The sequence below is a fragment of the Microcystis sp. LE19-41.2A genome (assembly GCF_027530405.1).
GTDB classification, from domain to species: domain Bacteria; phylum Cyanobacteriota; class Cyanobacteriia; order Cyanobacteriales; family Microcystaceae; genus Microcystis; species Microcystis aeruginosa.
The window spans coordinates 1-5,358 of sequence record NZ_JAPZQJ010000137.1; the positions used below are offsets into that span (position 1 = coordinate 1).

Annotated in this window: 4 protein-coding genes; 3 read left to right on the forward strand and 1 reads right to left on the reverse strand. The window is 45.9% G+C overall.

What is annotated here, in order from left to right:
• Positions 1-516 precede the first annotated feature (516 nt).
• A complete protein-coding gene (locus O9290_RS05885) occupies positions 517-1,740 on the reverse strand; it encodes an ABC transporter substrate-binding protein (protein WP_002761074.1) in 1,224 nt (407 codons plus the stop codon).
• A 407-nt stretch (positions 1,741-2,147) separates the two neighbouring features.
• Here O9290_RS05885 and O9290_RS05890 point away from each other — a divergent pair, with 407 nt between their 5' ends.
• The 3 genes from O9290_RS05890 (at position 2,148) to O9290_RS05900 (ending at position 4,999) form a co-directional block, all read left to right on the forward strand.
• Complete coding sequence (locus tag O9290_RS05890) at positions 2,148-2,453, forward strand: DUF6825 family protein (RefSeq protein ID WP_002761072.1); 306 nt, start codon at positions 2,148-2,150, stop codon at positions 2,451-2,453.
• A 90-nt stretch (positions 2,454-2,543) separates the two neighbouring features.
• Positions 2,544-4,232, forward strand: a complete 1,689-nt coding sequence (locus tag O9290_RS05895; protein WP_002761070.1) for an ABC1 kinase family protein — start codon at positions 2,544-2,546, stop codon at positions 4,230-4,232.
• Between the two features lie 44 nt (positions 4,233-4,276).
• Positions 4,277-4,999 (forward strand): Stp1/IreP family PP2C-type Ser/Thr phosphatase, encoded by a 723-nt coding sequence (locus O9290_RS05900; RefSeq protein ID WP_043999238.1) that lies wholly within the window; start codon positions 4,277-4,279, stop codon positions 4,997-4,999.
• Positions 5,000-5,358: the final 359 nt, after the last annotated feature.

Below are 5,358 nucleotides of genomic sequence, written 5' to 3' on the forward strand. Positions count from 1 at the left end.
CTGGGACTTTTTCTCTGAAAATTAGGTAATTGACCAGATGAGAATCGGTAAAACCCTACACCCCACACCCCACACCCCACACCCTGTCCCCACGAAAAACTTTTTCAGCAGACCCTAATTAGGGGTCTCAAGACCCCCCTAACGGCCACCGAGAAAACCTTCACCAGCTAAGTATTTTTACTCAAGTCTCTGGAGGGGGACAGCTTATGTGACAGTTGAGGGTGCGGAATGTGGGTTTCTTCTCTCCTGCCAAGGTTCTACATTGGCACGAGAAAAGGGAGGATATTCCTCCCTTCCCTGATGGGTTATACAAGAACTAGAACCTCTGGAAGTGCGTTGCAAGGGAGATGCTTGCAACGAGGTAAGTAGGGAGGCACAATTATTTGTAGGATGGGTTAGCGGTGGCGCAACATGATCGGACGTTGGGTTTCATGCTTCAACCCAACCTACGTTCTGGAAGTGCGTTGCAAGGGATACCCTTGCAACGAGGTGGAAATGAGAAGAACCCCTTACTGATTAATTTTTCACAAAAGTAAATTTACCATTTTTACCATCGGCATCCATTTTAATTTGTGCCACGGAGAATTTATCCTGAATGATTTCCCCTTCGGGAGTAAAAGCAATATCTCCCAGGACAGTGACATACTTACCCGCTAAAATTTCCTGATTTAATTGTTGGCGAATTTGTTCGAGGGAAAGTGTACTGAGTTTATTTTTATCATCTACTCGTTTTAAGGCCTCGACAAAAACTTGAATTCCCGTAAAAGCTTGAGCAGTAAATTGGGGCGGTGCTTTTTTATTTTCTGCTGTATAAGCGGCGACAAAATCCCGATTAATAGGATTATCTAATTCCGGATTATAAGCTTGAGCAATGATAATGCCATCACATTGAGCTTGACAAACTGGGAAAATATTAGAAGTATTTAAACCATTGCCACCAATAATTAATCCCTGATAGCCTAATTGTCGCAACTGTTTGACCAAATTGCCCCCGTCAGCAACCAAACCAGAAATAACCACTAAATCCGGTTTAATATTAATAGCGGCGGTGGCTTGGTTTTGAAAATCTGTATCGGTGGTTTGGAATTTCTGCACGGTGACAATATCAAGATTTAAACTCTTCAGGGTTTCTTGAAAAGTTTCCGTTTCCGATTTACTAAAAGCATCATTTTGGGCAAAAAAGACAGCCACTTTTTTAATCTTGGGATCGATTTTTAAAGCGGTTTTAACCGCATTGGGAGCGACCACAGCCACAGGAGCGGACACCCTACCCACATATTCACCGATCTGGGGGATACCTTTAGCCGTGTTAGAGGGGCCGAGAATGGGAACTTTGGCTCGATCGGCGATCGGACTAGCGGCAAAAGCTTGTTGGGACAGGGACGGACCGAGAATACCCACCACCTTATCTTTGGTGATGAGGGTATTGATGGCGTTGATCGCTCCCGGTTCATCCCCGGTCACATCCTGGATAATAACTTTAATCGGTGTTCCATTGACTCCGCCCTTTTTATTAAAATATGTTTCAGCCATCTTGACACCGATCACCTGTTCCTGTCCCAATAGGGCGAGATTGCTGGTTTGAGCTAAGGCTGCACCGATGGGAATAGCAGCAGTGGCGGCGTTTTCTGCGGGACTGGGGTTAGTTTGACTGGTGGGAGTGCTGGAATTACAGGCCACCACTAAACCAAAAGTGACTAGGGATAATATTAAGGGGATTAATAAACGTTTTCTGAGCATCTTAACTCTCCAGAGACTGATATTGTTGATGACACTATTATTTCGCTAATCGGGTTGATTTCAGCGATAATTCTCGACGCGATCGAACCGGATTCTGCTCCCTTAGCACCCTTTCTTTCCCCTAATTTTGTCGATTAACCTCCCAGTCTCATACTAAATCCTGTTTAAAAGGCATAGGAGAGTGGGGTGTAGGGTGTAGGGTGTAGGGTGTAGGGTGTGGGGAGAAGGGAGAAACAATTCATAACTTGAGAGTTAATCACACTATTGAAAACGGATTTGGTCTAACCTCCCTTTTCAGAAAAACGATTTGCCTTTTCTGGTTCTGTCGCCTAACCTAGTAGTTAGGGAATTTATTATCGCCTTTCCCGTTAACAAAACCCAGCAAGCGAAAACATCCATTTAAGATTATGACTAACCCCGTTATTCACGCCTTTTTCCTCGGACGAGCGATCGCTGAAGTGGTCAGTGAACAGCTAGAAGATGCGTTCACCAACGCTTTAAGCGAATTAGGCAAATTTGATGCCGAACAACGGGAAAACCTGCGGCAATTCGTCGAAGAAGTGCAAATGAGAGCCGATCGAGCCATGGAAAAGGGAGTATATACTGAGACAGACTCCAGTGGTTCCTCCAGTGCCGATGTGCAGGAAAACATCGACGAAATGCGGGCCGAAATCGCCCAATTGCGCTCGGAACTCAAAAACTACCAGAATTAACCAAAAACCCTCTTTTAGTCGCTTTAAAGCCCCAAAAATTGCGTGTCAGCCCTTCTACCCGTCCCCGTTACCCTAGAGTTAAACCCAGCAATGCCGGCCCTCCAAGTCGCCAAAAATAGCTATCGTTGGAATCGAGAAAACTATTCCATCAATCGTCGTCGTCTAGATATTTGGCGATTCGTTCTGACTGTACTTTATCAATTCTGGCTCAACGGTAAAAAATGGAGCTATAACGGTGGCTATAGCCAGGAAAAACTCGCCAGCAGACGCAGAAAACAAGCCGCTTGGATTCGGGAAACCATGCTAGAATTGGGTCCAACTTTTATTAAAGTCGGTCAACTGTTCTCCACCCGGGCCGATCTTTTTCCCCTCGAATATGTGGAAGAACTCTCGAAACTACAGGATCAGGTTCCCGCATTTACCTACGAACAGGCCAGCAAAATTATCGAGGTATCCCTCGGTAAACCCCTCAATCAACTCTTTAAAAGCTTCGATCCCATCCCCCTAGCAGCCGCTAGTTTAGGACAAGTTCACCGGGCCCAACTGAAGAGCGGGGAAGATGTGGTGGTCAAAGTCCAACGGCCCGGATTGAAAAAATTATTTAGTATCGATCTGACCATCCTAAAAAAAATCGCCCAATATTTCCAAAATCATCCCAAATGGGGTAAAGGTCGCGATTGGACGGGTATTTATGAAGAATGCTGTAAAATTCTCTGGGAAGAAACCGATTATCTCAATGAAGGTCGTAACGCTGACACTTTTCGCCGTAATTTTCGCGAGGAAGATTGGGTCAAAGTACCGAAAGTCTATTGGCGCTACACCGCTCCCCGGGTTTTAACCCTAGAATACCTCCCCGGCATCAAAATCAGTCATTATGAAGCCCTAGAAGCAGCCGGACTCGATCGCAAATTGTTGGCTAAACTAGGGGCAAAAGCCTATCTAATTCAACTACTCAATAACGGCTTTTTTCACGCGGATCCTCACCCTGGCAATATTGCCGTTGATAGTGATGGCTCCCTAATTTTCTACGATTTCGGCATGATGGGACAAATTAAAACCAACGTGCGCGAAAAATTAATGCAGACTCTCTTGGGAATTGCCCAAAAAGATGCCGATCGCGTGGTCACTTCTCTGGTGGATTTAGGAGCATTAACTGCTAATGGTGATATGGGAGCAGTGCGGCGATCGATCCAGTATATGCTCGATAACTTCATGGATAAACCCTTTGAGGAACAGTCCGTAGCCTCTATCAGCGATGATCTCTATGAAATCGCCTACGATCAGCCTTTTCGCTTTCCCGCTACCTTTACCTTCGTTATGCGGGCATTTTCTACCCTGGAAGGGGTAGGCAAAGGACTCGATCCCGAATTTAACTTTATGGAAGTGGCCCAACCTTTTGCCCTGCAATTAGTAAATGATATGACAGGAAATAATGGCAGTAATATCCTCGATGAGTTAGGACGACAAGCAGCCCAAGTGAGCAGCACCGCCCTGAGTTTACCCCGACGCATCGATGATACGATCGAAAAATTAGAACGGGGTGATATCCGTGTCCGGGTCCGTTCGAGCGAATCCGATCGACTTTTGCGGCGATTGGGTATGATTCAAATGGGAACCAACTATACTTTACTGGTCAGTGCTTTACTTATCTCAGCGACGCTTCTATTCGTCAGTGGTTTTGGTTGGTTGACTTTAGTGCCGATGGCGATTTCCCTGCTGCCGGGGATAGCTCTTGTGAGACTTTGGCGAAAAATTGAACGTCAGGATCGCATGATGTAATTGATTGCGGGATAATAAATATTGTGTTAAAAGCAGAAATTTCGATGAACAATCTTTCTTTTGGAGGAATGACCGATCCTGGTGTAGTGCGATCGGTTAATCAGGATAGTTATTATATCGACCCCGAGCGGCGCTTTTTTATCGTTGCTGATGGTATGGGAGGTCATGCGGGGGGCCAGGAAGCTAGTCAAATCGCCACTGAAACTATCCAAGCTCATCTAGAAGAACACTGGAATTCGCCCCGGGCTGCCGGGGAATTGCTGCAGGAGGCAATTACCGTCGCTAACGAGAAGATTATCGAAGATCAGCTAAAAAATCCCGAAAGACAGGACATGGGGACAACCCTAGTCATGGCTATCTTCCGAGATGATGGCTCTTGGTACACCCATATTGGTGATTCCCGTCTCTATCGCTTTCGTGAGCAAAAATTAGAACAGGTGACGGAGGATCATACGTGGATAGCTAGGGCGATAAAAATGGGCGATCTGTCCGAAGAAGAAGCCAAAAACCACCCTTGGCGGCACGTTTTATTTCAATGTCTCGGTCGTTGCGATTTGCCCCCAGTGACGGTATCTCCCCTCGATCTGCAATCCGGCGATAGTTTAATTCTCTGTAGTGATGGTTTGACGGAAGAACTGTCCGACGAGGAAATTAGCGATTATTTGCAAACCAGTGCCGATTGTCAGGAAATTGTCGAGAATTTAGTGGCAGCGGCCAAAGAAGCCGGCGGTTCTGATAATATCACCGTGGTCATGGTCAGCTGTTGACTATCTAGGGTTTGCGGCAAAAAGTTTCTCGTGGGGAAGTGGGGAAGTGGGGGAATTTCAACTAAAACCCTAACACCCTAACACCCTAACACCCTAACACCCGATCTCCTGACTTGAAAATAGAGGCTGAAATAACGCCAATTCGTCAATCATACTAAATCCGCTGAGTATAGGCTACATATCAGGAGAGGCACTCCTGCAAGGGGAGTGACTCTTAAATTATCGAAAATTTGGGTTGAAAACCTCGCCCTTTAGGGCGACTTTATGTTAGCATTAAATTGAGTCGTTGACTTTGGGAACGCAGGAAACAAGCGACACTCCGTAATCCCTAAATCTCTAACCATCACTGGTACAAAAGC

What these genes read in the sequence shown, in the direction of transcription:
- O9290_RS05890 (WP_002761072.1), top strand. Translation starts at nt 2,148, where the DNA reads ATGACTAACCCCGTTATTCACGCCTTTTTCCTCGGACGAGCGATCGCT.
- O9290_RS05885 (WP_002761074.1), bottom strand. Translation starts at nt 1,740, where the DNA reads ATGCTCAGAAAACGTTTATTAATCCCCTTAATATTATCCCTAGTCACT.
- O9290_RS05895 (WP_002761070.1), top strand. Translation starts at nt 2,544, where the DNA reads ATGCCGGCCCTCCAAGTCGCCAAAAATAGCTATCGTTGGAATCGAGAA.
- O9290_RS05900 (WP_043999238.1), top strand. Translation starts at nt 4,277, where the DNA reads ATGAACAATCTTTCTTTTGGAGGAATGACCGATCCTGGTGTAGTGCGA.